Origin of the sequence: Pseudomonas sp. (assembly GCF_030698175.1) — a bacterium.
Taxonomy (GTDB): domain Bacteria; phylum Pseudomonadota; class Gammaproteobacteria; order Pseudomonadales; family Pseudomonadaceae; genus Aquipseudomonas.
In genome coordinates this window covers 103,791-129,707 of the sequence record NZ_JAUYNT010000021.1, presented here as the reverse complement: position 1 = coordinate 129,707, position 25,917 = coordinate 103,791, and the positions used below count along the sequence as shown (strand labels likewise).

General features: G+C 61.7%; 25 protein-coding genes. 12 read left to right on the top strand and 13 right to left on the bottom strand.

The features are described from left to right. Positions 1-45 precede the first annotated feature (45 nt). Positions 46-1,011, top strand: a complete 966-nt coding sequence (locus tag Q8R10_RS11400; RefSeq protein WP_305653850.1) for a GTP-binding protein — start codon at positions 46-48, stop codon at positions 1,009-1,011. Positions 1,012-1,018: 7 nt separating this feature from the next. On the opposite strand, the gene Q8R10_RS11395 is transcribed toward Q8R10_RS11400, so the two are convergent. After that, positions 1,019-1,378: a hypothetical protein gene (locus tag Q8R10_RS11395; RefSeq protein ID WP_305653848.1), complete on the bottom strand. Its 360-nt coding sequence runs from the start codon at positions 1,376-1,378 to the stop codon at positions 1,019-1,021. Between the two features lie 7 nt (positions 1,379-1,385). After that, entirely contained in the window at positions 1,386-2,033 is a 648-nt protein-coding gene (locus Q8R10_RS11390; RefSeq protein ID WP_305653846.1) for a DedA family protein, read from the bottom strand. A 113-nt stretch (positions 2,034-2,146) separates the two neighbouring features. Here Q8R10_RS11390 and Q8R10_RS11385 point away from each other — a divergent pair, with 113 nt between their 5' ends. Beyond that, on the top strand, positions 2,147-3,019 hold the full coding sequence (locus Q8R10_RS11385) for an alpha/beta fold hydrolase (protein WP_305653844.1): 873 nt from the start codon (positions 2,147-2,149) through the stop codon (positions 3,017-3,019). A 61-nt stretch (positions 3,020-3,080) separates the two neighbouring features. Here the strand turns inward: Q8R10_RS11385 and Q8R10_RS11380 are convergent, their stop codons facing one another. Continuing rightward, positions 3,081-3,938, bottom strand: a complete 858-nt coding sequence (locus Q8R10_RS11380) for a plasmid partitioning protein (RefSeq protein ID WP_305653842.1) — start codon at positions 3,936-3,938, stop codon at positions 3,081-3,083. A gap of 317 nt (positions 3,939-4,255) precedes the next feature. On the opposite strand from Q8R10_RS11380, the gene Q8R10_RS11375 reads away from it, so the two are divergent. Together Q8R10_RS11375 and Q8R10_RS11370 are read left to right on the top strand one after the other, a co-directional pair. Beyond that, a complete protein-coding gene (locus Q8R10_RS11375; RefSeq protein WP_305653840.1) occupies positions 4,256-6,007 on the top strand; it encodes a DUF1302 domain-containing protein in 1,752 nt (583 codons plus the stop codon). A gap of 16 nt (positions 6,008-6,023) precedes the next feature. Beyond that, on the top strand, positions 6,024-7,385 hold the full coding sequence (locus tag Q8R10_RS11370) for a DUF1329 domain-containing protein (RefSeq protein ID WP_305653838.1): 1,362 nt from the start codon (positions 6,024-6,026) through the stop codon (positions 7,383-7,385). 3 nt (positions 7,386-7,388) lie between these two features. Here Q8R10_RS11370 and Q8R10_RS11365 read toward each other — a convergent pair whose 3' ends face one another. Next, complete coding sequence (locus tag Q8R10_RS11365; RefSeq protein ID WP_305653836.1) at positions 7,389-8,003, bottom strand: TetR/AcrR family transcriptional regulator; 615 nt, start codon at positions 8,001-8,003, stop codon at positions 7,389-7,391. Positions 8,004-8,162: 159 nt separating this feature from the next. Between Q8R10_RS11365 and Q8R10_RS11360 the strand changes: the two genes are divergently transcribed. Both Q8R10_RS11360 and blaOXA read left to right on the top strand, forming a co-directional pair. Continuing rightward, a complete protein-coding gene (locus Q8R10_RS11360; protein WP_305653835.1) occupies positions 8,163-8,963 on the top strand; it encodes an alpha/beta fold hydrolase in 801 nt (266 codons plus the stop codon). Positions 8,964-9,104: 141 nt separating this feature from the next. Next, entirely contained in the window at positions 9,105-9,881 is a 777-nt protein-coding gene (gene blaOXA / locus Q8R10_RS11355) for a class D beta-lactamase (RefSeq protein WP_305653833.1), read from the top strand. Between the two features lie 30 nt (positions 9,882-9,911). Here blaOXA and Q8R10_RS11350 read toward each other — a convergent pair whose 3' ends face one another. The 5 genes from Q8R10_RS11350 to Q8R10_RS11330 all read right to left on the bottom strand — a co-directional run bounded on the left by Q8R10_RS11350 (position 9,912) and on the right by Q8R10_RS11330 (position 15,034). Further along, positions 9,912-10,442 carry a DUF3301 domain-containing protein gene (locus Q8R10_RS11350; RefSeq protein ID WP_305653832.1) on the bottom strand — a complete coding sequence of 177 codons (531 nt, stop codon included), beginning with the start codon at positions 10,440-10,442 and terminating at the stop codon, positions 9,912-9,914. A gap of 63 nt (positions 10,443-10,505) precedes the next feature. Continuing rightward, positions 10,506-11,009 carry an acyl-CoA thioesterase gene (locus tag Q8R10_RS11345; protein WP_305653831.1) on the bottom strand — a complete coding sequence of 168 codons (504 nt, stop codon included), beginning with the start codon at positions 11,007-11,009 and terminating at the stop codon, positions 10,506-10,508. A 260-nt stretch (positions 11,010-11,269) separates the two neighbouring features. Continuing rightward, the gene (locus Q8R10_RS11340; RefSeq protein WP_305653830.1) at positions 11,270-12,028 is read right to left on the bottom strand and encodes an SDR family NAD(P)-dependent oxidoreductase; all 759 of its coding nucleotides are present in this window, start codon (positions 12,026-12,028) and stop codon (positions 11,270-11,272) included. 111 nt (positions 12,029-12,139) lie between these two features. After that, complete coding sequence (locus Q8R10_RS11335) at positions 12,140-13,507, bottom strand: glutamine synthetase family protein (RefSeq protein WP_305653829.1); 1,368 nt, start codon at positions 13,505-13,507, stop codon at positions 12,140-12,142. Between the two features lie 135 nt (positions 13,508-13,642). Continuing rightward, on the bottom strand, positions 13,643-15,034 hold the full coding sequence (locus Q8R10_RS11330) for an aspartate aminotransferase family protein (protein ID WP_305653828.1): 1,392 nt from the start codon (positions 15,032-15,034) through the stop codon (positions 13,643-13,645). A 123-nt stretch (positions 15,035-15,157) separates the two neighbouring features. Here Q8R10_RS11330 and Q8R10_RS11325 point away from each other — a divergent pair, with 123 nt between their 5' ends. The 4 genes from Q8R10_RS11325 to Q8R10_RS11310 all read left to right on the top strand — a co-directional run bounded on the left by Q8R10_RS11325 (position 15,158) and on the right by Q8R10_RS11310 (position 19,222). Next, the gene (locus Q8R10_RS11325) at positions 15,158-15,937 is read left to right on the top strand and encodes an SDR family NAD(P)-dependent oxidoreductase (protein WP_305653826.1); all 780 of its coding nucleotides are present in this window, start codon (positions 15,158-15,160) and stop codon (positions 15,935-15,937) included. Positions 15,938-16,193: 256 nt separating this feature from the next. Continuing rightward, on the top strand, positions 16,194-16,856 hold the full coding sequence (locus tag Q8R10_RS11320; protein WP_305653824.1) for a GntR family transcriptional regulator: 663 nt from the start codon (positions 16,194-16,196) through the stop codon (positions 16,854-16,856). A 73-nt stretch (positions 16,857-16,929) separates the two neighbouring features. Continuing rightward, complete coding sequence (locus Q8R10_RS11315) at positions 16,930-18,537, top strand: tetratricopeptide repeat-containing response regulator (RefSeq protein ID WP_305653823.1); 1,608 nt, start codon at positions 16,930-16,932, stop codon at positions 18,535-18,537. Then, positions 18,530-19,222, top strand: coding sequence for a sensor histidine kinase KdpD (locus tag Q8R10_RS11310; protein ID WP_305653821.1), 693 nt, complete (start codon positions 18,530-18,532; stop codon positions 19,220-19,222). Before Q8R10_RS11315 ends, Q8R10_RS11310 begins: the two co-directional genes overlap by 8 nt. Positions 19,223-19,466: 244 nt before the next feature. Here the strand turns inward: Q8R10_RS11310 and Q8R10_RS11305 are convergent, their stop codons facing one another. Continuing rightward, the gene (locus Q8R10_RS11305) at positions 19,467-19,874 is read right to left on the bottom strand and encodes an SMI1/KNR4 family protein (protein ID WP_305653820.1); all 408 of its coding nucleotides are present in this window, start codon (positions 19,872-19,874) and stop codon (positions 19,467-19,469) included. Positions 19,875-20,130: 256 nt separating this feature from the next. Here Q8R10_RS11305 and Q8R10_RS11300 point away from each other — a divergent pair, with 256 nt between their 5' ends. Together Q8R10_RS11300 and Q8R10_RS11295 are read left to right on the top strand one after the other, a co-directional pair. After that, the gene (locus Q8R10_RS11300; RefSeq protein ID WP_305653818.1) at positions 20,131-20,763 is read left to right on the top strand and encodes a hypothetical protein; all 633 of its coding nucleotides are present in this window, start codon (positions 20,131-20,133) and stop codon (positions 20,761-20,763) included. A gap of 245 nt (positions 20,764-21,008) precedes the next feature. Then, on the top strand, positions 21,009-21,500 hold the full coding sequence (locus Q8R10_RS11295) for a DUF4442 domain-containing protein (protein WP_305653816.1): 492 nt from the start codon (positions 21,009-21,011) through the stop codon (positions 21,498-21,500). Between the two features lie 34 nt (positions 21,501-21,534). Here Q8R10_RS11295 and Q8R10_RS11290 read toward each other — a convergent pair whose 3' ends face one another. The 3 genes from Q8R10_RS11290 to Q8R10_RS11280 form a co-directional block, all read right to left on the bottom strand. Continuing rightward, positions 21,535-21,903 carry a VOC family protein gene (locus tag Q8R10_RS11290; RefSeq protein ID WP_305653814.1) on the bottom strand — a complete coding sequence of 123 codons (369 nt, stop codon included), beginning with the start codon at positions 21,901-21,903 and terminating at the stop codon, positions 21,535-21,537. Between the two features lie 244 nt (positions 21,904-22,147). After that, the gene (locus Q8R10_RS11285; RefSeq protein WP_305653812.1) at positions 22,148-22,990 is read right to left on the bottom strand and encodes a Tim44 domain-containing protein; all 843 of its coding nucleotides are present in this window, start codon (positions 22,988-22,990) and stop codon (positions 22,148-22,150) included. A 152-nt stretch (positions 22,991-23,142) separates the two neighbouring features. Continuing rightward, positions 23,143-25,764, bottom strand: coding sequence for a CHASE domain-containing protein (locus Q8R10_RS11280; protein WP_305653810.1), 2,622 nt, complete (start codon positions 25,762-25,764; stop codon positions 23,143-23,145). Positions 25,765-25,917: the final 153 nt, after the last annotated feature.

Below are 25,917 nucleotides of genomic sequence, written 5' to 3'. Positions count from 1 at the left end.
GCATAATCATCATTTCGCCAACTTAGCCCAAAACCGAGCCCAAGCATGCTGAGCAATATTCCCACGCACCTGATTGCCGGGCCCTTGGGCGCCGGTAAAACCAGTTTGTTGCGCCATCTGCTGGCGCACAAGCCGGTGGCTGAGCGCTGGGCGGTGCTGATTAATGAGTTTGGTCTGGTGGGTCTGGATCAGGCGTTGCTGACCACCAGTGCCGATGGCATCAGCCTGTCGGAGGTGGCCGGTGGCTGCCTGTGCTGCGTGAATGGCGCGCCGTTTCAGATTGGTCTGGCACGCTTGTTACGCCAAGCCGAGCCGGACCGGTTGTTTATCGAGCCTTCCGGGCTGGGCCATCCGGCCGAGTTATTGCGCCAGTTGGCCGAGCCGCCCTGGCTTGGCGTATTGGCGCTGCAACCGCCGGTGCTGGTGCTGGATGCGGCGGCATTGGCTGCCGGTCAGCCGCTGCCGGACAATCAACAGGATGCATTGGCGTTAGCCGGTTTGTTGTTGCTGAATAAGGCCGAAGGTCTGGACGCCGCCGTGCGTACCAGGCTGCAGGCGCAGTTGCCGGTCACGCCCTTGCACTGGACCACCCAAGGCCAGCTCGAGCTGGAGCAGTTGCCGGGTTTTGCCGCGCAGGCGCAACCGGCCAATGAAGCGTTGCAACTGCCGCAAGGGGCGGCGCCAATGGCGCAGGTCTGGACCGATACCAGTCAGCCGATTTGCCTGATTCAAGTGCAACCGGAAGGCTGGAGCATCGGCTGGCGCTGGCACCCGAGTCAGCAGTTCGAGCTGATGCGCCTGCAGCAATGGCTGGCCAGCCTGCCTTGGCGGCGGGCCAAACTGGTGCTGCAGACCAACGCCGGTTGGCTGTCGGCCAACATGTTGGACGGCCAAGCGCCGCATTGGCGCAGCACCGAGTGGCGCAACGATTCGCGCCTTGAGTTGATCTTTAGCCAGGCCCAGGACGCGGCGGCGTTGCGCCTGGGTTTAGCCGCGTGTCGGCTAAGTTAATGCTCGGCTATTTGAGCAGCGCGTCGCCCAGTAGCCCGAGCACCACCGCCGCCAGACAGAGGGCGGTTAAGCGCAGCGCCCAGGTCGAGGTTAACCAGCGCAGCAGCTGTTGCCGGGGCACCTCGCGGATCTGCTGCAGGGCCGGCAGAAACTCCGGGTGCAGCGAGCGGGCAAAGTCTGCGCTGTGGAACAGTAGGCGGCGGGCGCGCTCCATCTGCGAATAGACGGCCAGCTGAATGGCGAAGTGCTGGTTGCCGTCCGCGCCGCTGCCCAGATCGCTGACCAGGCAAACGATGCCGTAGGCTTGCAGGCTCTCGTGCAGTTCCTTGATGAAGCTGTGATCGGTGGACTCAAGCAGTACAAACATCGCCGTGTTAGCCCGCCGGCGCGCTTTGCCGGCGCTGATGCCACCAGCCGAGCAGCATCGGAACCAGCGACAGGCCGATGATGATAAGGATCAACAGGGTCAGGTTCTGTTTGATAAAGGGCACATTACCGAACTGATAGCCGAGGGTAATCAGGCCGCCGATCCACAGCACACTGCCGAGCACGCTGTAGCTGACGAACTGGCCGTAGGGCATGCGGCTGAGGCCGGCGACGAAGGGCGCAAAGGTGCGCAGAATCGGCAGAAAGCGCGCCAGGGTGACGGTCTTGGCACCGTGGTCGGCATAGAAGATTTCGGTGCGCAGCAGGTAGTCGCGGCGGAATATTTTCGAGTTGCCGCGCTCAAATAAGCGCACCCCATAACGTCGCCCAACCCAGTAGTTGCAACTGTCGCCCAGCACTGCCGCGACAAACAGGCAGCCGGCCAGCAGCCAGGGGTCGAGGCCGCTGTGGGTGGCGGCGGCGCCGGCGATAAACAGCAGCGAGTCGCCGGGCAGAAACGGCATCACCACCAACCCGGTTTCGCAAAAAATCACCAAAAACAGGATGGCGTAAACCCACACGCCGTACTGGCTGATCAGGGTGTCGAGATGGCTGTCTAGGTGCAAAAACAGGTCAATCAGGCTGGAGATGTCCATGGGCGCTCGAGACGTAGCAGAGAAGTCGGCGGCCATCCTAGCAGTTGTCGCGCGATTTTCCTTGTACCGACGGGCCGGTTAGACTGGACAGACTCTCTAAAGCGGGTCTTTTCATGTTGTTACTGCCGTGGTCACACGCCTGCTCGGCGGGTTTTACCTTGCGGGGCTGGCATACGCCGCCGTCGGGTAAACCGCTGCTGCATTTTCTGCATGGCAACGGTTTTTGCGGGCGCACCTATGAGCCCTTGCTGCGCCTGCTGGCGGCCGATTTTGACCTCTGGCTGTGCGACGTTCAGGGCCATGGCGACAGCGATCACGGCGGCCGTTTTCACGGTTGGAACCGCAGCGCCGCCCTGGCCTTGGAAGCCTTTAATGCCGGTCGGGGGATTTACGGCGCAGTGCCCACTTACGCCGTGGGCCACAGCTTTGGCGGAGTGCTGACCAGCCTGATGCTGGCCAAACAACCGGGGCTGTTTAGCCGCGCGGTGTTGCTCGATCCGGTGCTCTTTACCCCGGCGATGATCGGCGTGATGGCGTTGTCCGATGTGGTCGGTTTGTACCGCCGTAACAGCATGGCCAGCAAGGCCCGTACCCGCCGCCGGCAATGGCCATCGCGGCAGGCGGCGTTCGATGCCTTGCACGGTCGCGGCATGTTTAAAGGCTGGACTGATCAAGCTCTGTGGGCCTATGTCGAGCACGGCCTCAAATCGCTGGAGGCCGGCGTCGAGCTGAAATGCCGGCCGAGCCGCGAGGCGGATATCTTCGGCTCCTTCCCCAAGCGCCTGTGGTCGTCACTGGCCAAGGTGCAAATCCCCACCCAGGTGATTTACGGCCTGCAGACTTATCCCTTTATTGCCACCGCAGTGGCGCGCTGGTCGGCGCTTAGCTCCCACGTCAGCGGGCAAACCGTGGCCGGCGGTCACTGCTTTATGCAGCAAGACCCCGAGGATTCGGCGCAGCGGGTCGCGGCGTTCTTGTTGCACTGAACAGCCCAATACCAGGCCCGGTTCGCCAGGCTATAGCTGTACCGGGCCGGCGGCCTATGACTCAAGGGTGGGCGTTGAACCAGGCGAGGATGATGCCTGGCGACGCGGCAAACCATTCATGGTTGCCCAGGGGTTCGGTGTAGCGGCTGGTTTCGATGCCCTGCTGCAGCAGGCGGTCGTAATACATATCCATGCTCCACCACGGCACTACGGTGTCGATGAAGCCATGCAGGAAGGTGGTCGGCGGGTGATCGGCCGGCAGGGTGTCGGGCACCACGCACAGTGGCCCTGAGCAGGTGGCGTAAGAGCCGGAGTGAATCGCCAGCGCCTTGAACTGGCCGGGGAAGGACACCGCCATCCGGCTGGTGTTATAGCCGCCGCTGGAAATCCCGGTGGCGTATTGGCGGTGCGAATTCAGCGGGCCGAAGCGACCCTGGCGAACGCCCTCGAGCAGGTTGCTGATAAAGGTGAAGTCGGTGCTGGTTTCGTACAGCGCCCCCGACAGGCCGGGGATGTTGGTCTGCCAGAACAGGTCGGCCGGCGCGCTCGGGGCAATCACCGCGTAACCATGGTCGAGCAGGGTCTTGATGGTCTTGCCCTCGTTGTAGAGCTTCCCGGCCCACTCGTTGCTGTAGTAGACGAAGCTGTCCAGCGCAAAAAATGACCCTTGATAGAAGAGCACCAGCGGCCAACCGCCGGCGGGCGGGGTGCCGCTGGGCACCTGGTAAATCACCTTACGGCTGCTTAACGGGCCAGACGCCACCCAGGTGGATTGATGGCTGCAGCTGATCTTGCCGGGGATCAGCAAGAAGGGTTTGCGCTCGCTACAGGGCGATGCAGCCCAGGCCGAGGTACACAGCAGGCTGCTCAGCAGCAGCGCTAAGCAGAGTCCAAGACGGGCAGTTAGGGCAGTGGGCATGGCGGCGTCTCCGTTTTTATTAGGGGCTTGCCCATTAAATATGAAACTGATATTCCGATTCCGTCAATGCCTGAGATTCGCTTTTCCTCGGACTTTGCCTGGCCGACCTGCGCGCCTGGCGGGCAAAAGGGCAGGCTAGAGCCGCTACCTGAACCGTGATCGCCGACGGCTCTGGCGACGGACGGTCACAAAGCCCCAGGCTCGATCAGTGGCGCAAGAAAAAATTCGGAATAGGGTTGCCAATTCCGCTTGTTGGCGTTTAGATTGATTGGGAACAAGTGTTCCGATTCCGATAAAAACAACAACAGGAGGTCACCGTGACCTATCAAGTAAAGACCCTGGCGTTAGCCGGTCTGGCGGTCTTAAGCGCCTTGCCGTTGGGCGCCGCGCAGGCGTTTCAATTGCGCGAGGACGACTGGACGATGTCCCTGGACACCACCCTGTCCTACGGCGTGAGTTACCGCATGGAGGCGCGCGATGCCAAGTTGATTGCCCGCGCCAACGGTGGTCGCGGCAGTAACGCCGGGTTGATCAACTCGGATGACGGTGACCTGAACTTCAGCAAACACGACCTGTTCTCGGAAGTGGTCAAGGGCGTGTCGGAGCTGGACCTGCGCTTTCAGGACAAGTACGGCGTGTTCGTCCGGGGGCGGGCCTTTTATGACTACGTTCTGGAAGACGAGACCTTGCCGCATCGGCAGATCAGCAATGACGGTCTTGACGAGGCCGGCTCCAGCGTCGACTTGCTGGATGCCTTTGTCTACGGCAGCTGGGAGCTGGACGAGCGCGCCCTGAATGCGCGGTTGGGCCGGCAGGTGATCAACTGGGGCGAGTCGCTGTTCTACCAAAACGGCATTGGCGCCACCAACCCGGTGGACATCAATGCCCTGCGCGCGCCCGGCTCGGAAGTGAAAGAAGCCTATATGCCGACGTTCATGGCTTATGGCTCCTTGGAGCTGCGCGACAACCTCAGCGTCGAGGGCTATTGGCAACCGGGCTGGGCCTGGGAAAAGTCCAAAATCGACCCCTGCGGCACCTACTACTCGACCCTCGATGTGCTCGGCGAAGGTTGCAACTACCTGTCGGTGCCGCCGCTGCAAGAGCCGCTGGCGGGCGGCAATGCCTTCGACAGTCCGGGCATGGCCCAGGCCTACGTCGATGCCTTGCCGGCCGGTTTCCTTAACAACCTGCGCAAGGGTTATCTGCCGACCACCTTTATGCCCCGTGGCGAGGATCTCGACGCCGACCATGCCGCGCAGTACGGCGCCGCCTTGCGCTGGTACGTGCCGCAGCTGAATGAAACCGAACTGGGCCTCTACTACCTGCGTTACAACATGCAGGTGCCGATGCTCGGCTTGACCGTTGGCGACACCGTCACCTTGCCGGTGGTCGGCGTGCTGCCCAACGCCAGCAGCGCCAGCTACTACGCCGAGTACCTGGAGAAGCGCGATCTGCTCGGCATCAGCTTCAACACCTCGATCGGTGGCGACAGTATGTTTAATGGCTTGTCGCTGGCCGGTGAGCTGAGCTACCGACCCGACACGCCGATTGCCCTGGGCCTCAACGAATACCTGCCCAGCGCCTTGCTCGGCAGTCGGCAAGGCCTGGCGGTGGGCAGCCGCTTAGACGGTTACCACGAGAAGGACATGTACCAGGCCTCGCTGGTGGCGCTCTACAACTTTACCGATTTCCTCGGTGCCAACTCGGCGTTGCTCTCCTCTGAATTGGTCGGCAGCCGGGTGCAAGGCCTGGGCTCGGATACCGATTACTACTCCGCCACCAGCAGTGCCTATGGCGCGCAAACCAACCTGCAACTGACCTACAGCAACGCCTTCAACCTGGTCAATTTGGTGCCCAGCCTCGGCTATCAATACGGCATCCATGGGGTGGCGCCGCAGCTGACCAATGGCCTGGTTGAGGATGCCAAGAGCTACTCGGTGGGAGTCGATGCGATCTACCAGGAATCCCTGACGGTGGGCGCCAAGTACGTGGGCTACAGCGGCGGCGGTTTGCTGAACAAACGCAGCGACCGCGACTTCCTGAGCTTCAACGTCAAATACAGTTTCTGAGAGAGGATCGACCATCATGCGCACACTCAAATTTTTGCCCAGTGGCTTGCTCGTGGTGAGCTTGCTGGCCAGCCAGTTACTGCAAGCCCAGGTGCCTAGCGAGCAAGCCGCCCGCCTGGGTAAAGACCTCACGCCCATGGGCGCGGAGATGGCCGGCAACGCCGCCGGCAGCATTCCGGCCTGGACCGGTGGCCTGGCCCAGCGCAGCGATGCCCTGGATGCCAGCGGCAGTTACCTCGACCCTTTTGCGGCCGACCAGCCCTTGCTCAGTATCAGTCGTGCCAACCTGGCCCAATACCGTGGGCAGTTGAGCCCGGGCCAGGCGGCCATGCTCGAGCGTTATCCGCAGAGCTGGAAGTTGCAGGTCTATCCGACGCGGCGCTCGGCCTCGTATCCCGACAAGGTCTACGCGGCGGCCAAGGCCAATGCGGGCAGCGCCAAGCTGATCGAGGGAGGCAACGGCATCGCGGACTTTCACACTGCGACGCCTTTTCCGATTCCCCAGTCGGCGCTGGAAGTGCTGTGGAATCACCTGGCGCGCTACCGCGGTGACAGCGCCAAGCGGCATTACGCCCAGGCGGTGCCGCAAAGCGGTGGCGCCTATTTTATGACCCAGATTGAAGACCAGTTTCTGTTCAACCAGGATGCTGGCGACTACAGCAAGGACAACGGCAATATCCTCTTCTACTTCCGCCAGTCGGTATTGGCCCCGGCGCGCCTGGCCGGCACCGAGTTGCTGGTGCATGAGACGCTCAATCAGGTCAAGGAACCGCGCCTGTCCTGGCTCTATGCCTCGGGTCAGCGGCGCGTGCGGCGGGCCCCGAATGTGGCCTACGACTCACCCGGCACGGCGTCCGAGGGCATGCGCACCACCGACAACTTCGACATGTTTTCCGGTGCGCCGGATAAATACGACTGGAAGCTGGTGGGCAAGCAGGAAATGTATGTGCCCTACAACAACTACCGCCTCGCCGCGAAAACCAACAAGTACAGCGACATCGTCAAGGTCGGCCACGTCAATCCCGACCTGCTGCGTTACGAGCTGCACCGGGTCTGGCATGTGCGGGCCACGCTCAAGGCGGGGCAGCGCCACCAGTACAAACAGCGCGATCTGTACTTCGATGAGGACAGCTACCAGATCCTGGTGGCCGACCATTTTGACGGCCAAGACAAACTCTGGCGCCTGGGCGAGTCCTATACCGTCAACTATTACGATCAGCCGTTAGTCTGGAGCATGGGTGACGCGGTATATGACTTGATGGGCGGCCGTTATGTGATTGGCATATTGTCCAATGAAGAACCGGCCACCCAATTCAATCTGGCCCTGAAGCCGACCGAGTTTACCCCGGCACAATTACGTCGCGATGGCGTGCGCTAATAATTAGGCGCTGTGCAAATAACTGCAGATAAACCGGGCAAGTTCATGGGGAATAACTTTCGGTGGGGTGCTGCCGAAAGTTCCGACCATGGTGAAGTAGTTCATCCCGGCCAGCAGCAGATGGGCGGCGAGATCGGCGGCTTGTGCCGGCTGCGGATGTTGCAGCTCGGCGGCATGGGCCAACACCAGCTGACAAAAGGCCTGGCTGATATAGGCGTTGATATGGTGAAAGCGCTGGCGAAATTGCAGGTCAACCGAACTGCGCCGAATCAGTGCCCGGAGCAGGCCTTCATTGCCGTCGAATTGCACAATTACGTTGCTGATAAAGCGTTCAATCTGCTCGTCAAGCGGCAGTTCACTGTGCTTAAGCTCGTCGCTGAGGGTGTCGACAATGCCCTGCACTTGGTCGACAAAGCGTGAGTGCACGGCATACAGCAGCACATCTTTATCGCCGAGCAAGCGGTAAAAAGTGCCCACCGAGGACTCGGCCAATTGCGCCAGTTGGGCAATGCCGGTTTCTTCAAACGTGTTATTTGCCAACTGCTCGGCGGCCACATTAAGAAAACGCTCCAGCGCTTGTTTGCTGCGTGCTTGGGTTGGGCTGGCGATGCTGAACATGATCGACTCTCGAAGCGCTGAAGGTTGATTCTAAGTTTTTTGCCGGGCTAAGGCAAATAACGACTAACGCATAAGTAACTATTATTCAGCGATGAATTAGATTTTTGCTTGATGTTATTAGGCGGCTGACTTTTATTTATATTAACTAAGGATTAATCAATGGCCTATTTAAATTTGTCTGGGGGGCGCTTTGCTTATATTTGCCAAGGTCGCGGCACGCCAGTGCTGTTGTTACATGGTTTGGGCTCCTCATTGGTTGACTGGCAGCCACAAATTGATCATTTGGCGAGTTTTTGCCAGGTCTATGCCCTCGACTTGCGCGGCCATGGCCTGAGCGAGCCGTTGCGGGCGCCCACCAGCATGGCGGCCTTGGCCGCCGACGTGGCGGAGTTTATTCAGGCCATGGGCATCGGGCCGTGCATCCTGGTGGGGGTGTCGATGGGCGGCATGCTGACCTTTCAGCTGCTGGCCGAGCAGCCGCAACTGGTGCGTGCCGCAGTGCTGATCAACACCGCCCCGAGCTTTCCGGTGACTGGCTGGCGGGTGCGTGGGCAAATCTGGTTGCGCCTGGCGATGGTGCGTTGGCTGGGGCTGGAGCGTTTCGGCCGGGTGCTGGCCGGGCGGCTGTTTCCCAAGCCCGAGCAGCGGGCCCTGCGGGACTTGCTGGCCCAGCGCATCGCGACCAATGATAGACACTCGTACCTGCATGCCATGCGCGCGATTCCCGGCTGGTCGGCATTGGCGGCCGTGCGTGAGCTGAAGACGCCCTTGCTGGTGGTGGCCGGTGATCGTGATTACACCCCGGTGGCCTACAAGCAGAGCTATGTCGAGCAACTGAGTAATGCCGAGCTGGTGGTGATTGCCGACTCGGGTCACGCCACGCCCTTGGACCAACCGGAGCAGCTGAACCAGCTGTTGAGCGCCTTTGTGCTCAAGCACTCGATGACTCTGCCGGCCTGATTACTCGCGTGCTGGTGCAATCTTGTGGGTTACGCTGTGAACATCTAATCGACAACTTTGTTTACACCGCGCGCCACAAGGCCTGCGGCGTTTCGCGTAAGGTTGAGCGTTTTCCAGGCTTAACCAAGGGGAACGCCGCATATGAGAAGTCTTTTTGCACTGCTGACGCTGTTGCTGGCGAGCCCGGTATGGGCCTGGCAGGAGCAGCCGAAAATCGCCGAGTTGTTTCAGGCCGCCGGGGTGCGCGGCACCTTTGTGCTGTTGGATGTGCAGGACGGCAGCCTGCGTGGCCACGCTCAGGCGCGGGCCGAAACCCGCTTTATTCCCGCCTCGACCTTCAAGTTGGCGAACAGTCTGATTGGCTTGGAGGTGGGTGCCGTCAAGGATGTCGAGCAGCTGTTGCCCTATGGCGGCAAGCCGCAGCCGTACAAGGCCTGGGAGCGCGACATGGGCCTGCGCGAGGCGATTAAAGTCTCCAATGTGCCGGTTTACCAAGAGCTGGCGCGGCGCATCGGCTTGCCGCAGATGGACGCCAAGGTACGCCAACTGGACTATGGCAATGCCGAGATCGGCAGCCAGGTGGATAATTTCTGGTTGGTCGGGCCGCTGCAAATCAGCGCCGTGGAGCAGACCCGTTTCCTCGCCCGCTTGGCCCAAGGTCAATTGCCGCTGGCCGCCGCCGCGCAGGCGCAAGTGCGCGAGATTGCCCGGCTGGAGCAAGGCGCTGGTTGGACCCTGTACGGCAAGACCGGCTGGGCCGACAGCTACGAGCCAGATATTGGCTGGTGGGTGGGCTGGCTTGAACAGGATGGCAAGCTGTACAGCTTCGCCCTGAATATCGACATGCCGCAACCCGACACCAGCGGTAAGCGCATTGAGTTAGGCAAGGCCAGCCTGCGGGCGTTGGGTTTGCTCTGAGCGGGCAGTCAAGCCGTCGTTGGGCGCGGCTTAGTGCAGCTTGTCGGAGCCTGAATGGCGTTGACGCCAGTCGCTGAGCTGAATGATTTTCGCCCCTGCGGCAGCACTGGCCGCTTTGTCGCGTAACGGCTCGGCCTGTGACGCGTCAGTGGCTGTTTGCGGGCTGAACAGTTCGGCGACCGGCGCATCGCTATCGGCCTTGGCGCTGAATGACTCGGCCACCAGCGCATCGCTATCAGCCTTGACCCTGAAGGGGTGGGCAGCCAGTTCGATCTGCCCCAGGTGCTGACCAAACATGCTGATGCTGCCGATGTGGCGTTGCTCGCCGGTGACGGTGAACTCAAAGCCGTACACCCGCGCCAAACGTCGCTGGCCACGGCCGTCACGCAGGAACCGCAAGCGCTGCAGGGCGACATTGTCGTCCAGCAGAATCACCTCGACTTTCTCGCAATGCCGGCGCACCAGCGCCAGGGCGCGCTCACGTATGCCGTGGCCGCGCCACAACCAAGCGGCGCAGGCGGCAAACAGCAGCAAAATCGATAGGTCGGTTAGATCCAGCATGGCGGTTCCTCGGGCTATGGACTGAGCTTACCCGATAGAACCGCGGCTGGCCGCAGTAGCCGCTTAGAGGGTGGCGGGCGGTGCGTAGATTTCGTCGTGCAGGGCTTTGTAGCGTAGCTCCAGCTCCTGACGGATCTGCCGGCGTTGCTGGGCATGCAGAAAGCGCCGTTTGTCGTCGGCGCTGGTCAATTCCAGTGGCTGCACCGGGATCGGCTTGCCATCGTCGCCCACTGCCACCATGGTCACGAAGCAGCTATTGGTGTGGCGCACCGAGCGTTCGCGAATGTTTTCGGTAATCACCTTGATGCCGATCTCCATGGAGGTGCGGCCGGTGTAGTTGACCTTGGCGAGAAAGGTCACCAGTTCGCCGACATTGATCGGTTGGCGAAAGGTCACCTGGTCGACCGACAGGGTCACGGCGTAGCAGCCGGCATAGCGGCTGGCGCAGGCGTAGGCAACTTCATCGATGTACTTGAGCAGGGTGCCGCCGTGTACCTTGCCGGAAAAGTTGGCCATGGTTGGGGTCATTAACACCGTCATCGACAGCTGGGCGTTCGCGGAATCCATAACAACAGGCTCTTCAGTTGGGCGGGGGATCTTCGCTGGGCGAAGAATGCAGTGCGCAGGCGTGCAAGGATAACGCCAGCCTGCCCTGTACGGCTGCACAAATCTGCCGAGTGCCGTGTTTTAGCGCACTGACGCGGCCCGTCCGAGTGCGGTCAAGGGCCGCAGCCGGCGGGTTTTTTGCGTGGTTGTGGGTTTTTGCTGCACGACCATCGCGCAGTGCTGCATGGTCGTGCCCTCTTTGGTGCAAGCGGCGGCCGGGCTTATTTACCCGCCGAGAGGCCGAAGTCGATGGCCAGATTGGCGCCGCTGATGGCTTCGGCATAGGGCTGGCAGAGAAACCAGACCAGCTCGGCAACTTCGTCCGGGCGGATGAACCGCGCGTTACGGCCCTGAGGGTAGAGCGCCAGCAGCTCGCGTTTGTAGGCTTGCGGGTCGCCATTGCCATACTGCTCGGCCTGAAAATCCAGCATCGGCGTGGCGATATCACCGGGGGACACGCAGTTGACCCGCACGCCGTCCGGGGCCAGATCCAGCGCCAGGGTTTTACTCAGCAGGGTCAGCGCGCCCTTGCTGGCGCAGTACAGGGCGGCGTTGCGATTGCCCTGATGGCCGGCGTCGCTGGCGATATTGACGATGCCACCACGGCTGTCACGCAGCGCCGGGATGGCGGCGGCGCACATAAAGAACGCGGCCTTGAGATTGACGTCCATCACCAGGTCGAATTCGGCCTCGCTGCAGGATTCCACCGGCCCTTCGCGCCATACTCCGGCGGCATTCACCAGTGCATCCAGGCGGCCGGTGCTGGCCAGCACCCGGCTGAGCAGCTCTGTGCAGTTGATCGGGCGGCGCAGGTCGATGGTCTCGCAGGCGGCCAGCGGCAGGCTATTGGCCAACGCATGCAGGCCGTCGCTGTTGATATCACTGGCGGCCACGCGCCAGCCACCATCGACAAAACGCCGGGCCAGGGCGCTGCCGAGGCCACCGGCGGCACCGGTAATTAGCACTACGGGTTGGGTCATTACAGGAACTCCGATAAAGGGGGCGGACGTAGGATGGGTTGAGCGCAGCGATACCCATCACCACCGATGGGTATCGGCGCTACGCGTCTCAACCCATCCTACGGTTCGCGGTCAGGCGTGGGTCAAATACCAGCGCCAGTCCTGCTCGCCGACCTCGCCCATAAACTCGCGGTATTCGGCGTGTTTGATCGCCAAAAACACCTTGAGAAACTCCGCGCTGAACTGCTCTTTGGCCCAGTCCGATTGCTCCAGCGCACGCAGGGCGGTGAGCCAGTCGGTGGGTAAAAACTCCTTGGCTTGGGCGTAGCCGTTTCCGGTGATGGCCGGGCCCGGATCGATCTGCTGGCGAATGCCCTGATGGATGCCGGCCAGGATCGCCGCCGCCGCCAGATAGGGGTTGGCGTCCGCGCCGCAGATGCGGTGCTCGATGTGCCGGCTGTTGGCCGGACCGCCGGGTACGCGGAACGATACTGTGCGGTTATTCACCCCCCAACTCTTGGCCAGCGGCGCATAGCTGTTGGCCTGAAAACGCCGGAAGGAGTTGGCATTCGGGCAGAAGATTGCCAGGGAATCCAGCAAGGTGCTCATCATGCCGCCGATGGAGTGCTTGAGCAGCGGCGTACCGTGCGGGTCTTCGCTGGCATACAGATTATTGCCCTGCGCGTCGGCCAGGCTGACGTGCATATGCATGCCGCTGCCGGCCTGATCGCCAAACGGCTTGGCCATAAAGCAGGCCTGCAGCCCGTGCTGGTGGGCCACGCCCTTGACCAGACGCTTGTAACGCACACCTTCATCGATCGCCTGTAGCGCGTCGAAACGATGCTCCAGGGTCAGCTCCAGCTGACCGGGGGCGTACTCGGAAATCGCCGTGCGCACCGGCAAACCCTGCACTTCGCAGGCGGCATACAGGTCATTGAGGAATGCCTCGACCTGCTCCAGTTCGGCCACGCCATACACCTGCGGTGCTTGCGGGCGCACGCCGTTGGCTTGCCGCGCCGGTTGCGGGCGGCCGTTGGCATCGCGCTGCTGATCGAGCAGGTAGAACTCCAACTCCACCGCCATCACCGGGTTATAGCCGTCGGCCTTCAAGCGGTCGATCACGCGGATCAGCGCATGGCGTGGGTCGGCCGGGCTGGCGGGCAGGCCCTGAGTCGGGTGCATGCTCACCTGCAGCTGGCCGGTCGGCTGGGCGCGCCAGGGTTGCAGCGTCAGGCTGCCGGGTAGCGGATAGGTCCAGCAGTCGGCATCCGCCACGTCCCAGACCAGCCCGGTGGCTTCGACGTCTTCACCCTGGATAGTCAGCGCCAGAATCGAGCTGGGCAGCGGCCGGCCGCTCTCATAGATGGCCAGCAGTTCGGCGCGGTGCAGCAACTTGCCGCGTGGCACGCCATTGGCGTCGATCAAAAACAGTTCAATCAGGCGTACGTCCGGGTGCTGCTCAAGGAAGTCGCGGGCTTCTTGGATCTGGGCAAATTGCATGCTGGTGTCCTGGGTAGGATGGGTTAGCCGCGCAGCGGCGTAACCCATCGATTCTGCATATTGGTGATAGTTACAGTATGGGTATCGCTGCGCTCAACCCATCCTACGGTCTCGTCGTTCGTTGCCGGTCGGGTGTTATTCCCGCGCGCCGGGGATGGCCAGCAGCTCTTCGAGCGCGGTATCCAAGGTAGCGATCAGCTGGTCGACATCCGCCGCCGAGGTGCTTGGGCAGCACAGGGTCATGTTGTGGAACGGCGTGATCAAAATGCCGCGATTGATCAGGTACAGGTGCAGGGCCATCTGCAGCTCGTCGTGGAAGGCCGCTTCGGCCTGGGCGCCGGTCTTCGGTGGTTGCGGGCAGAACTGAAACTCGCTGCGCGCGCCCAGTTCGGTCACCGACCACTTAAGCTCGTACTTGCCGATCAAGCCACGAAAACCATCGGCCAGGCGCTTGGCCAGCGGCAACATATGCGCGTAGGCGGCGGGCGTCATTACCTGCTCAAGGTTGGCACGCATGCAGTGCATGGCCAGGGCGTTGGCCGACAGGGTGGTGCCCATGCCGCTGTGGCCGTGGCCGTGATTACCGGCACTGGCGCGTTTGCGCGCGGCTTGCATGGCCTCGGCCATCGCCGCGCTGCAACCGAAGATGCCGCACGGCACTCCACCGGCAATCGGCTTGCCGACCACGAAGAAGTCCGGCTCAAGGTTCCACAGTTTGGTGCAACCGCCCATGCCGGTGGAGATGGTGTGGGTCTCGTCGATGATCAGCAGGCTGCCGTATTTCTGGGTCAGCTCGCGGCATTGCTGCATAAAGCCGGGCTCGGGCATGACCATGCCGATATTGGTCATCGCCGGTTCGCACATCAGCGCCGCCACGTCGCCCTGGGCCAGCGCCGCTTCCAGTGCGGCCACGTCGTTGAACGGGATTGAGCGGCTGTACTGGGTCAAATCATAAGCCTGGCCGATCAGCCCGGAACGCGGCTGGGTCTGGCCGTCGTGGCAGCGCACCATCACGTCATCGACGGTGCCGTGGTAGCAGCCGTCGAATACCAGCAGCACCTTGCGCTCGGTGATGCCACGGGCCCAGCGCAACACATAGCGGTTGGAGTCGGTGGCGGTGGCGGTCACCTGCCAATAGGGCAGGCCGAAGCGGGCGGCCAGCAGTTCGCCGGCCACCACTGCGTCTTCGCCGGGCAGCATGGTGGTCAGGCCGTTATGGGCTTGTTCGCTGATGGCTTGGGCAATTGGGTCCGGCGAGTGGCCGAACATGCTGCCGGTGTCGCCGAGGCAAAAGTCGATGTACTCGTGGCCATCGACATCATAGAAACGTGCGCCCTTGGCCCGTTCGACAAACAGCGGCGAGGGCGTCGACCAGTCGGCCATCCAGTGCATCGGCACGCCACCGAACAGCGAGTGCCGGGCCCGCTCAGCCAGGGCTACCGACTTGGGGTTTTGCGCCACAAAACGCTGCCGCTCGCGGGCGCTGAAGGTTGCTACGGCGGCTGGGCTGATACCACTGGATGTCATGTTGAACGCCTCGTTCGAATTTGTGCACATTCTTATTTGTGATCACATAACTGTCAATAGCTGGCGGATTAGCGGTTTTTTGCTAAGATGCGCCTAACTTTGTGATCACATTGGAGCATGAGTATGACAACTTCAATCTGGCAGGATCAGGTCGCGCTGGTCAGTGGCGCCGGCAGTGACAGTGGCATCGGTCTGGCCATCGCCCGCCGGCTGGGCCGCGAAGGCGTGCGCGTATTGCTCACCGCCAGCAGCGCGCGGATTCACCAGCGCGCCGCCGAGTTGCAAGCTGAAGGTATAGACGCCCGCGCCATGCCGGCGGATTTGACCGACGAAGCGCAGGTGGCCGAGTTGGCCGCCTGGGCCTTGGCGCAGTTTGGCCATATCGACATTCTGGTGAATAACGCCGGCATGGCCATGCAGGGCAGCCCAGAGCCGTTTGCCGAGGTGGCGGACATGGATCTGGCCACCTGGAACCTGTCGCTGGCGCGCAACCTGACCAGCGCCTTTCTGCTCACCCGCGCCCTGTTGCCGGGGATGAAAGCCCGTGGCTACGGGCGCATCGTGCATATCAGCTCGACCACCGGCACCCGTGGCAGTAACCCCGGCGAGTCGGCCTACAGCGCGGCCAAGGCGGCGCTGCTGGGACTGAACATGAGCCTGGCCCTGGAAGTCGGCAAACAGGGCATCACCGTCAACAGCGTGGCGCCGGGCTGGATCGCCACCGGCTCCTCCACCGCAGAAGAGCGGCATGCCGGCACCTACACCCCGATTGGCCGCGCCGGACGGCCGGAAGAAGTCGCGGCGGCGGTGGCGTTTCTGGCCTCGCCGGAAGCCAGTTACATTACCGGCGAGGTTCTGATCGTCGATGGCGGTAATTGTTTAATTGAGAATAAGGCTCCGTAGGTTGGGCAGCGGCTGCAAACAACTGCAAACCAACCCATTATTCGAGCGCTGCGTAACCCAACGCAACGCCGGCAACAGCTACAACCCAGTTGGGTTACGGCGCTCCGAAACCTGCGGCATCGCGGCTTGCCGATACGCGCCTAACCCAACCTACGACTCGCTCAAATATTCGCTCGTCACCCGGAGAAATCCCATGCACAACTGCTCGTTGACCCTCGCCCAACTGCCCGCTCCGCCATTTGGGGATTGCTAAGCCATGGCCGATAACCTGCAAGAACAGCTCTACCAAAACATTCGCGCCGGTCTGTTGAGCGGGCGCTTCCAGCCCGGTGAACGGCTGAAAATCCGCGATCTGGCCGCCACCTGGGGCACCAGCCCGATGCCGGTGCGTGCGGCCTTGCAGCGCCTGGTGGCCGAAGGCGCCCTGGAGGGCGAACCGCAGCGTTCGTTGCGGGTGCCGGCGATGACCCGTGAGCGCTTCGAGCAGTTGCTGCCGGTGCGCATCAACCTCGAAGGCCTGGCTGTGGAACTGGCCGCCGCGCGCATCAGCCCGGCTGAACTCGAGCGCTTGCAAGGCTGCATCGAGCGCATGGAAACCGCCCTCGAACAACGCGACGTGCAGGCCTATCTGAGTAACAACAGCCAGTTCCACCTGACGCTTTACCACGCTTGCGGCAATCCGGTGTTGCTACGGCTGATCGAGTCGTTATGGCTGCAAGTCGGACCCTTCTTCAACCGCCTGTTTACCGAAGCCGATCTGTCGTTACGGCTGAATGACTTCCACGGCGATTGCCTCAAAGCCCTGCAGGCCGGCGACGCCAAAGCGGCGCGGGCGGCCATCGAGCAGGACCTGAATTACTTCGGCCAGTTCCTGCTCAATTTGCTCAGTTTGGGGGCTGAAACGGCGCGGGTCCGCTGAGGTGATCAGGCAGGCCGGGATTGGCTAACTACACTGGCTGTACTGGACTCTTTATCAAGCAAGGATCTGTTCGATGCTCGATTACAGCCACAAGCGCTTTCTGATCGTCGATGACTTTTCCGACTTCCGCACCTCGCTCAAAGCCATGCTGCGCGAGCTGGGCGCCAAGGACGTGGACATGGCCGACCGCGGCGAAGACGCCCTGAGCCTGTGCCGGCACAAGCGCTACGACATCATCCTGCATGACTACAACCTCGGTGCCGGCAAGAACGGCCAGCAGGTGCTGGAGGAGTTGCTGATCGGCAAGCTGATCAGTCACCAGTGCATTTTCGTTATGGTCACCGCCGAGAGCAGCCAGGCCATGGTGCTCAGCGCCCTGGAGCATGAGCCGGACGCCTACCTGACCAAGCCGTTCAACCGCGCCAGCCTGAGCCAGCGGCTGGATAAGTTGCTGGAGCGCAAAAGCGCCCTGCAGCCGATTTTGCAGGCCCTCGATAAGCAAGACCCGACGGCGGTGTTGGCCGCGTGCGCCAGCCTAAGTCAGCAAGACCAACGCTATGCGTCGCTGTGCCTGCGTTACCAAGCCGGCGCCCTGCGCGAATTGGGTCGCCTCGATGAGTTGGAGAAACTGCTCACTGCGGTGTTGGCCGACCGCGCCATGCCCTGGGCCTGTACGGCCATGGGCAGTTTGCTGCAGGCGCGTGGGCAACTGCCGCGCGCCCAGCAAGTGTATGAGCAGGCGTTAAAAAGCTTTCCGCTGTTGCCCGGGCTCTACGATGGCCTGGCCGCCGTGCTGGCGGCGCAGGGTGAGGGCCAGCGCGCGCAAGGCTTGCTGGAGGAGGCCGTGAAGCTGTCGCCGATGGCCATTCGTCGGCAGATGCAGCTGGGCAAGCTGGCGCTGGAAAACGATGATTTCAGTATCGCCTCCAAGGCTTTTCGGCAGGCGGTGGAGCAGGGCCGCACCTCCAGCTTCAAGAACCCGGAAAACTACCTCGGGCTGACCCAGGCCCTCACCGGCCAAGCGGTCGATGGCAGTCTGGATAAACGCTTGCAGCAGGACATCAACCAGACCATCAGTGAATTGCAAAAAACCTACAGCGCCGACCAGGCGGTGCAGGTGCGCGCGCGCCTGGCCCATGCCAGCAGCCTGGTACTGTCCGGCGATGCCGCCCAAGCCAAGAAACTCACCGAAGAAGCCGTGGCCCGGTTGGGCGACTTGCAGTCGTTTTTCTCCGCCGAGACGGCCATGGCGGTGGCCAGTCAGTTGCGTGAGCTGGGGCAACCCGGAGCCAGTGATACCTTGCTGAAAAACTGCGTCGAGATCTACGGCGATGACCCGGCGGTGATGCAGGGCATTGCCCTGCAAACCAGCGACCCGGCCATCCTCGGCAGTGGCCTGCAAGCGCTGGAGCGCAATCGCCAAGGCGTGCGCAGCTACCAGCAAGGCGAGCACGGCCAGGCCCTGGAGCATTTTCGCGCGGCCCTGGCGCTGCAGCCGAAAAACATCAGCATTGCACTCAATACCGCCCAGTCGTTACTGCGCCTGGGGGGCGAGCAGCTAGAACCGGCGCTGCTCGAAGAGTGTCGGGCGTGCCTGGCGGCGGTGCGGATCATGCCGGAGAACGATCCACGTTTTGCCCGCTACCAAAAGCTGCGGCACAAGGCCTTTGGCGATGAGTGAGGAGCGCCCGGGGTTGGAGTTTTCCACGGTGATCGCCTCCACCGTGCATGACATGAAAAACTCCCTGGCCCTGTTGATCCAGACCCATAGCCAATGGTTGACACAGCTGCCGCCGGCGCTGCTGCACAGCCGTGAACACGGCATCATCGAGTACGAGTTCGCCCGCCTCAACGGCATGCTGGTGCAACTGCTGGGGCTGTACAAACTGGGCATCAACCAGCTGCCATTGCGCCCTGCTTATCATGAGCTGGAAGACTTTATCCAAGCCCAGTTGGCGCGCCATCAGGAGGTGCTGCAGAGCCGGCATATCAGCGCCCGTTGCGAGGTCGCAGAGTTCGGTTTGATGGGCTTTTTCGATCAGGAGTTATTGGCCTCGGTGGTGGCCAATATCATCACCAACTCGATCCGCTATGCCCGCCAAGAGCTGTTGGTGCGCGCCTGGGAAGAGCAGGGCGTGCTGGTGCTGGCGATCTGCGACGACGGTGCGGGCTACCCGGCGGCCATGCTCGCTGAGCAATCGGACTATGTCCTTAGCCTCAATCACAGCACCGGCAGTACCGGCCTGGGGCTGTACTTCGCTGGCCGTATCGCCGCCCTGCATGAGCGCAATGGCGTGTGCGGCCACATCGAAATCCGCAACGGCGCGCCCTTGGGCGGTGGCGAGTTGCGCATCTATCTGCCTTGAGTCTCTGTCCCCATTACCTGTTGAGCGCCAAATGTAGGAGCGGATTTATCCGCGATGCTTTGCGGTGTGTCAGCGCGCGCTGTGGCGAAGCGGTCGCGGGCAGCAGCCGTTCCATACGGCTCGCTGCATTTCCCACATCCATGTGGGTCCTAAAGCCCCTCCTACAAAAGCTGCAACCTGCACAACGCATAACTAGAACATCGCCTTTCACACGGCCTGTTGAGTCGGGGCTTTAGCTAAAAACTCAGCTCTCCAGCCACACGTCGCGGGCCCAGTGCCAGACCGAGTCCCAGGTCTCGTCGGTCAGTTCGGCTTCGGCGCCGGACCATAGGGTGACTTCGCCTTCGACACTGACCACGTAGTAGTCGTCGCCGTCTTGGCAGATCGGCACCAGGTCGCGCGGCACGCCCAGGCTCCAGGCGGTGGCGGTGACTTCCGGCAGGTAGGTGTGCGATTGCGGGTCGCTGGCGGTGACGGGCTCGAGGTGGCCGTAGACCACGTCGCTGACCTTGAGCAGAAACTCGCGCAGCTCAAACGGCAGGTGAATCAGCAGCTGTTCTTGAATCTCGACCAGCACTTCTTCTTCGGGTAATTCCAGCGGCACCGGCACGGTTTCGTTGAGTTCACGCAGTTGTTCGATGACTTCTTCCAAGGCCTGAGTCTCCAGTCGAAAAGCGACTTTAATAGCGGGTTACGGAGCGCCGGGAAACTGCGCTGGCAGTATGGCGACAGAGTTTAACAGGCTCGCCCGCCCACGGCCGAGAATGGCCAGGGTCTGTTGCCATTTCTCGCGGCAACGCGGCTCGCGATGAAACGGCAACAGACCCTATTCGCAGGGCTCAGGGATTTGCTGCTATGGTCGATATAATCAGTTATGAGTGTGGCGACTAGGCGGATGGGAATGCAGCATGAAAAGCGAATCTGAACCGAGTGGCGATGCCGTCCTGAGCGACGCGGAGCGCCTGCACCTGCTGGAAAAATCCGCCAAGGTTAACCGGCTAATTCTGTTCGGCTTGGCCGTGGTGGTGCTGGTCATAGTGCTGGTGACGGTGATAGTGCAAAGCGTCAACCTGATGAGCAGTGACCCCGTGGATGAAACCGCAGCACAGATCGAAGAATTGAAAAAGCAGCTACACGAGGTGCAAGGCGACCTCAGCACGCAGCAGGAGCAGTTACACAAACAAGAGGCGCAACTGGCGCAAGTGGCCCAGCAGCAAACCGGCAATCTGGCCGGCATTCTCAAGCCGACCCAAGATCCGGGCACGGTCGAGCAGTTGGCGAAAACCCTGCTTGGCCAGGAGAAGGATTTCCAACAGGTGATGCTGACCCTGCAAGTGGGCATGCGTGATCTGGCCTATATGCTGCCGGGTTCGCGCACCTGGTTGGAGTACTACACCGAGGCGCTGAACAAGTCGGTGGCCACCAGCAAGGTGCGCAGCACTGAGATTCAGCAATGGGCCAAAGGCCAGGCGCCAGTCGCGGTAGTGCCGGTTGTGGCACCGACGCCAGCGGTTGCCGCGCCGGCAGCGGCTAAGCATTAAGGTCAGTCCGACAGCCGTTAGGCGTGGCGCTTTTCGTAGGAGCCAGCTTGCTGGCGATCCACTCGTCGCAACAAGCATCGCCAGCAAGCTGGCTCCTACAGGTCGCAATAGGCTGGCGATTTTTTGCCACTAACGGCTGCCCTGAGTTGGCCGAACTGCCCAGGCGGTTGGCGGTTCGGCCCTAAGCGCCATGCACCGGCTGTGGCAGACTCCGGCGGCCTCTAAGCGCCGTTCTGGAGTTGCCCATGGCCGTGGCCAATCGCCTTAATCGCATCGTTGCTGTACTCAATAAATTGCCCGCCGCTTGGCGCACGCCGGCCTTGAGTTGGTTGTTCGGTGCGCAGGTCAAACTGGCCGGCACCGCGCGCATCCGGGTGCAGGAAATGACCCGTCAGCGCGCCACCCTGAGCATCGCCAATCGCCGCCGGGTACAAAACCATATCAAGGGCGTGCATGCCGCCGCGATGGCCTTGTTGGCCGAGTCGGCGAGCGGGTTTTTAGTCGCCATGAACCTGCCGGAAACTAAGTTGCCGCTGATCAAGACGCTGAAAGTGGACTATCGCAAACGGGCGGTCGGCGGCTTGACCGCCGTGGCCAGCCTGACGGCCGAGCAGATTGTCGCGTTCGAGCAGCAGGATAAAGGCGAGGTGTGGGTGACAGTGACAGTTACGGATGAGAGCGGCAGTGCGCCAATCGACTGTGCAATGCTCTGGGCCTGGATAACTAAAAAAGCTTAACCACGCCGCTTGGCAGCGTGGTTAACAGGCCGGCTTAGCCCATATGAAAGAAGGCCAGCTTGTTGCCGTCCAGGTCGCGAAAGTATCCACCGTAGAAGCCCGGCATGCGTTCGCCCGGAGCGCCTTCGTCGGTGGCGCCGAGGCTGATGGCTTTGGCGTAGAGCTTATCCACGCCTGCGCGGGAGCCGCCCGGTAGTGCGACCATATTGCCGTTGCCGGGTTGCGCCGGCTCTTGGTTGTAGGGAGTGCAGATGCCCAGCATCGGCTTGCTCATATCGATACCGAAGAAGGCCGCACGACCAACGTCCATCAGCACTTTAGCGCCCATCTCGGCGAGCAGTGCGGTGTAAAAAGCTTTGGCTTTAGGCAGATCATTGCTGCCGATAGTGGCGTAACCGAGCATGGCGAAGTCTCTCTGGTGGAGGTTTTGGAGGTATTTGCCGCGCCTTGAATGTAGCAGCAATCGCCCGTCGATAACGCACAGAGCTTTTGTAGGGTGGGTTAGCGGCGCAGAGTTGAGTTTGCCGAGCCACTGCGACAGGCGGGCGCCGCGTAACCCACCAGGCGATAATCGGCCGGGTTCAACCCATAATCAGTAGGCAAACAAAACCCGGGCATGCCCGGGTTTGTTGTACTGCCGCAAGCCTTTAGTTCTGGCGCATACCGGCAATCAGCCAAGGCTGGTTGTCGCCCTGCAAGCGTTCCATGCGCCAGCTTTCACTGAAGGCTTCACCCTGATCGAAGCGCGAGGTTTTCTCGATGCCGCTGAAGGTCAGGGTGGCGACGGTCTTGTCGGCCAGGTCATCGAGGCCATCGAGCTGTACATCGAGGTCATCGATGTAGGTCGACTGGAAGCCATCACCCAGGGACGCGCGCTCTTGCTGCAAAAACGCCAGCAGTTGCGGGGTGGTGAACTCGGCCAGCTTGTCCATTTCGTTGGCATCCCAATGCTGTTGCAGATTGAGAAAGTGCTCACGACCAACCTTGATAAAGTTGCTTTCGTTGAACCAGGCCGGCGCTTTGATCACCGGCTTAAGCGCGCTCGACGCCGTCGAAGCACCGAAAATGTTGCTCGGTTGTGGCGTGATATCGCGCTGATAAGGTACGCCGCCGGCAGCCGCGGGTTGCGCCTGTTGCTTGCGGCGTGAGGCGATAAAGCGAAAGGCCAGGAAGGCAATCAGGCCGATGATCAGGATGTCGAGAAACTGCATGCCTTGAAAGCCGCCGCCCATAAACATCGAGGCCAGCAGACCGCCCGCCGCCAAGCCGGCTAAAGGCCCGAGCCAGCGCGACATGCCGCCCGCCGCTGCGGCTTTGCCTGCCATGCCGGCCGCCGGGGCTGCCGCTGTGCTGCTAGGCGCCGCTTGGCTGGTTTGATGGCTCGGCGCCGAACCAAGGGATTTACCGCCGCCCATGCGCCGGGCATTGGCGTCCAGGCTCAGGGTCAGGCCCAGGCACAGCACCATGAAAAAGGTCATAAAACGTTGCATAGCAGTCATTCCACCAATGGATTACACGCGCGTAGTTTGCCCGCCCAGTGTGACAGAGGCTAGCGCCAGAGTGTTTCGGGATTTTTGCAGCGATATTGCTGGTGATGGGGTTTGCGTAGGCTGGGCTATGCCCACTTCCCACTTCCCACTCCTTAGGCCAACGGCAGGCTGAAGTAAAAGGTGCTGCCCTCGCCCGGCACGCTGTGAAAACCTATCTGCCCGTGCATGCGCGCCATCAGGGCTTTGCAGATGCTCAGGCCCAGGCCGGTGCCACCATGGCGGCGGGTGTCGGAGCCATCGGCTTGGGCGAAGCGCTGGAAAATGCGTGGGCGAAATTCCTCGGCAATCCCCAATCCATAGTCGCGCACAGTCACCTCGACCTGGCCATTGAGCAGGCGCGCGCCGATCTCAACCCGGCCGCCGGGGTTGGAGAACTTCACCGCATTGGAGATTAAATTACTCAGGACTTGCTGCAAGCGCAGGCTGTCGATGGCCACCGTCAGTTGCGCCGGCAGGGCGCTGTCATCCAGGCGCAGCTGCACCTTGAAGCTCTCGGCGTAGCCTTGGTTAAGCTTTAGCGCCTGTTGCAGGAGCGGGCGCAAGTCGGTGTCGGTGAGCTGAATGCTGAGTTGGCCAAATTCGAGTTTTTCGATGTCGAGGAGGTCATTAACCAAGCTGACCAGACGCTCGGAGTTGCTTTGCGCAATGTCTACCAGCTCTTGCGCGGGAGCCGGCAGTTGGCCGAATACCCCGGCGGACAGCAGGCCGAGGGAGCCCTTGATGGACGTCAGCGGGGTGCGCAGCTCGTGGCTGACGGTGGAGATAAATTCGTTTTTCAGCTGCTCAACCTGTTTGCGTGGGGCGATGTCACGCAGCAGGCAGATGTACAGCTGGCGGCCGGGTAAGGCAAAGCTGCTTAAGCTGATTTCCAGTTGCAGTTGCTGGCCATCGGCGTGCTGGCCCAGCACCTCAATGTCGTTACCGAGCAGGTTTTGCAGGCTGGTCTCGACCTGCCCTTGCAGTGCTGGCAGTAGTGTGTCGAGTGGCTGGGCAAGCATCCGCGCGGCATCGTAGCCGAACAGTTTACTGGCGGCCGGATTGCAGCGTTCGATGTGGCCGTGCTGGTCGAAAATCAGAATCGCCTCGGCGGCGTTTTCTAAAATGGCGCTGAGCTCCAGGGTGCGCTGCTTAACCAGCCGGCGCACCTGGTCGGCGCGCCCGGTCATGCTCAGCAAAAAGCCGCCGAGCAAGCTGCACAGCAGCAAACCGCCGACCAATTGCGCCCAGGATTGCCGGCTTTGATTGTGCTGCAAGAAATCGCTGCTCGTCGCAATCGATAACTGCAGGCTGCGCCCGGCCACTGGCCAGTTCTCCTGCCAAACCAGTGGCCGGGCATAGGCCGGTAAATTGTCCTCGACGGCGCCGTAGATAACGGATGGGGCGGCATCGGTGTTATCGACCAGTTGCAGTTGAAAATCGCGGGTCGAGTAGCCGCTTAACGCGGCGTTGATCAGGTCACTGATGCGCACCATGGCGGTGGCATAGCCCTGCAGATATTGGTGTCGTTCGGTCAGCTCGTTGGGCGACGTAGCGTATTGATATACCGGGTAAAATAGCAGCACTCCGGGTTCTTGTTGCGGGTCCACCACCAAACTGATGGGCGCGGTCATGCTCACCTCGCCGGTGTCACGGGCGCGCTGCATGGCTGCATGGCGGATCGGTTCGGAGGCCAGGTCGTAACCCAGCGCCTGGCTATTACCGGCCAACGGCTCTATGTAGGTGATCGGCGCATAAACATCCCGCGGGCTGGCGCTGATCAGATTACCGGTGGCGTTGCTTTGGCTGATGCTAAACCCCGGATGGCCTTGGGCGATCATCGCCGCCTCATAGGCTGGGCGTTGCGCCTGGCTGATCTGCGGGCTCCAGCCCAGCGCCCGCACGCCGGGGTAGGTGCTTGGCAAGTTGGCAACAAAGGTGCCGAACTCTCGGCGGTTGACTAGCTGCGAGGCGGCAAATAAGCGCTCGATAGACTGCACCGAGTGACTGTAAAGCTCAAAACGAGTCTTGATGGCCGCCGCCATCAGCTTGCTCTGCTGATGAAAGCGGATACGCAGACTTTCTTCTTCATCGGCACTGGCGCGAATAAATAGCAGCACCATGATGGCGCTGCCGATCAGCAGCGGCAGGCCGACACTGTTGATCCGGCTGCGCCACAGCGGGCGCGGTTGGGCGAACAGAATAAACATCAGCGGTGTGGCAATCAGCACGCCGATGCTGTCGCCGACCCACCAGGTCAACCAACTGGCGGGCACTTGGGCAGCGCTGATGATCTGGTTGGCATACAGGGTGCCGACCCCGCCGCTGGCGCTGACGATGCAGGTCAGGGGGCCGCCAATCAGCAACAGCAGAAAAATACTGCGTTCATCGGTGAGCGGGTTGGGGAAGCCAACCCAGCGGCGAATCAGCCAGTTAGCGAGTAAGCATTGCAGCGTGGTACCCAGGGCGATGCCGCCGGCCACCTGTAAGCCGGGCAGGCTCAGCGCCCCGCCGATACTGAGGTTGAGCAGGGTCGAACCAAGCAATACGCCGATCAGCAGCGGGTAACCCCAGATCAACACGGCGGCCAAGGCGATGCCCACCGGCGGAAACATCGCGCTGGCAAAACCCGGTGGAATCGCCAGCAGCAGCGCCAAGCGCCCCGCGACCAGGTAGGCCAACGCCAACAACAAAATTTTGCCCAGCAAGGGCGCGTGTGCGCGGCTGATTGCTTGCATAGCGTGCGGTGGCTCCGGTGACACGAGGGGCGGCGAGGCTTAAACGCCAGCCTTTACGGGCTGACGCCTAGCCTGCAGTTAAGCAGGTATGACCGGGCGGTGCTGGCTGGGTTGGTAAGGGCGCAGGCAGCCGGGGAGTAACGCTGGCTATGG

Coding starts and splice junctions, on each gene's coding strand:
- Q8R10_RS11350 (WP_305653832.1), bottom strand. CDS start 10,442: ATGCTGGATCTAACCGACCTATCGATTTTGCTGCTGTTTGCCGCCTGC.
- Q8R10_RS11360 (WP_305653835.1), top strand. CDS start 8,163: ATGGCCTATTTAAATTTGTCTGGGGGGCGCTTTGCTTATATTTGCCAA.
- Q8R10_RS11365 (WP_305653836.1), bottom strand. CDS start 8,003: ATGTTCAGCATCGCCAGCCCAACCCAAGCACGCAGCAAACAAGCGCTG.
- Q8R10_RS11395 (WP_305653848.1), bottom strand. CDS start 1,378: ATGTTTGTACTGCTTGAGTCCACCGATCACAGCTTCATCAAGGAACTG.
- Q8R10_RS11340 (WP_305653830.1), bottom strand. CDS start 12,028: ATGACCCAACCCGTAGTGCTAATTACCGGTGCCGCCGGTGGCCTCGGC.
- blaOXA (WP_305653833.1), top strand. CDS start 9,105: ATGAGAAGTCTTTTTGCACTGCTGACGCTGTTGCTGGCGAGCCCGGTA.
- Q8R10_RS11285 (WP_305653812.1), bottom strand. CDS start 22,990: ATGCAACGTTTTATGACCTTTTTCATGGTGCTGTGCCTGGGCCTGACC.
- Q8R10_RS11280 (WP_305653810.1), bottom strand. CDS start 25,764: ATGCAAGCAATCAGCCGCGCACACGCGCCCTTGCTGGGCAAAATTTTG.
- Q8R10_RS11295 (WP_305653816.1), top strand. CDS start 21,009: ATGGCCGTGGCCAATCGCCTTAATCGCATCGTTGCTGTACTCAATAAA.
- Q8R10_RS11315 (WP_305653823.1), top strand. CDS start 16,930: ATGCTCGATTACAGCCACAAGCGCTTTCTGATCGTCGATGACTTTTCC.
- Q8R10_RS11300 (WP_305653818.1), top strand. CDS start 20,131: ATGAAAAGCGAATCTGAACCGAGTGGCGATGCCGTCCTGAGCGACGCG.
- Q8R10_RS11390 (WP_305653846.1), bottom strand. CDS start 2,033: ATGGACATCTCCAGCCTGATTGACCTGTTTTTGCACCTAGACAGCCAT.
- Q8R10_RS11310 (WP_305653821.1), top strand. CDS start 18,530: ATGAGTGAGGAGCGCCCGGGGTTGGAGTTTTCCACGGTGATCGCCTCC.
- Q8R10_RS11345 (WP_305653831.1), bottom strand. CDS start 11,009: ATGGATTCCGCGAACGCCCAGCTGTCGATGACGGTGTTAATGACCCCA.
- Q8R10_RS11370 (WP_305653838.1), top strand. CDS start 6,024: ATGCGCACACTCAAATTTTTGCCCAGTGGCTTGCTCGTGGTGAGCTTG.
- Q8R10_RS11325 (WP_305653826.1), top strand. CDS start 15,158: ATGACAACTTCAATCTGGCAGGATCAGGTCGCGCTGGTCAGTGGCGCC.
- Q8R10_RS11380 (WP_305653842.1), bottom strand. CDS start 3,938: ATGCCCACTGCCCTAACTGCCCGTCTTGGACTCTGCTTAGCGCTGCTG.
- Q8R10_RS11400 (WP_305653850.1), top strand. CDS start 46: ATGCTGAGCAATATTCCCACGCACCTGATTGCCGGGCCCTTGGGCGCC.
- Q8R10_RS11290 (WP_305653814.1), bottom strand. CDS start 21,903: ATGCTCGGTTACGCCACTATCGGCAGCAATGATCTGCCTAAAGCCAAA.
- Q8R10_RS11320 (WP_305653824.1), top strand. CDS start 16,194: ATGGCCGATAACCTGCAAGAACAGCTCTACCAAAACATTCGCGCCGGT.
- Q8R10_RS11335 (WP_305653829.1), bottom strand. CDS start 13,507: ATGCAATTTGCCCAGATCCAAGAAGCCCGCGACTTCCTTGAGCAGCAC.
- Q8R10_RS11385 (WP_305653844.1), top strand. CDS start 2,147: ATGTTGTTACTGCCGTGGTCACACGCCTGCTCGGCGGGTTTTACCTTG.
- Q8R10_RS11330 (WP_305653828.1), bottom strand. CDS start 15,034: ATGACATCCAGTGGTATCAGCCCAGCCGCCGTAGCAACCTTCAGCGCC.